At 44.1% G+C, this 1,098-nt stretch carries 1 protein-coding gene; it reads right to left on the bottom strand.

Annotated features, from left to right (window positions below):
* The coding region (locus OEU88_RS17600; protein WP_262696520.1) for a non-ribosomal peptide synthetase at nt 1-1,098 on the bottom strand (1,098 nt) is incomplete at both ends.

The raw sequence follows: 1,098 nt of genomic DNA, 5'->3' as shown, positions 1-1,098 counted from the left end.
ACATAAAGCTGTGTATTCGATATGGGACGGCCTATTGGAACCGTGGAATGATCCGACAAACATATAGTCCCATCCCAGTAACTAACGTCAATTGATGCTTCTGTAGGGCCATAAAGATTATGTATCTGGGTAGAATGACCACTTTCTAAAACAGCATGCATATAGCTGGGATTGAGGGCTTCTCCGCTGCAAAAAATGTGTCGTAATGAGCTCAAAGACTTCAAATCTACATTAGATAAGAATGCCCCAAGCATAGGTGGAACAAAGTGCAATACCGTAACACCCTCGCTGGAGATGACGGAACTCAAGTAATCTGTATCCCAATGTTGACCAGAACGGGCCACAGTCAATTTTGCACCAGATAGGAAAAACCAGAAGAACTCCCAAACAGAAACATCAAAAGAGTATGGTGTTTTTTGTAAAATAATATCCTTATCGCTCAAGGGGTATTGTCGTTGCATCCATAGCAACCTATTACCAACACTTTTATGTTCGACACATACACCTTTGGGCTTTCCTGTAGAGCCTGAGGTATAGATCACATAAGCGAGGTGGTCGGAGCATATCCCCAAAGCCGAAGTATCAGGGTTAGTCTCAGGGTAAAATGACAACGCCTCAAGCTGCTCTGGCTCATCGAGAAGCACCAGCTCAGGGCGATCCTGACAACGCTCATCAAACAATGATAGATCAGTCGCTATAGAAGCCTGACCAATAACTATGTGAGCTTGTGTATCATCAAGCATAAACCGAAGGCGGTCCTCCGGATAATCAGGATCCAGCGGAACATAAGCACCACCAGCCTTAAGTATTCCCATAATACCGACAACCATCTCAAGAGAGCGGTCAAGGCAAAGACCCACTAGACTATCTGGCTTAACTCCCTGCTCAATCAGGTAATGTGCAAGCTGATTACTCCGCTTGTTTAACTCAGCATAACTAAGTTCACTACCCTCATAAACGACAGCAATGTTATCTGGAGTGCGGCTGGCTTGCTCTTCAAATAAAGTATGCAAACACTTGTCTGATGCATAAGCCGCAGATGTATCATTCCATTCAATAAGTAAGCGGTCACGCTCCAGAGAAGATAATAATGGTAAA

The sequence above is a fragment of the Kordiimonas aquimaris genome (assembly GCF_025574485.1).
Classification (GTDB): Bacteria; Pseudomonadota; Alphaproteobacteria; order Sphingomonadales; family Kordiimonadaceae; genus Kordiimonas; species Kordiimonas aquimaris.
The sequence above is the reverse complement of the archived record's forward strand: the minus strand, read 5'-3'. Positions and strand labels throughout refer to the sequence as shown.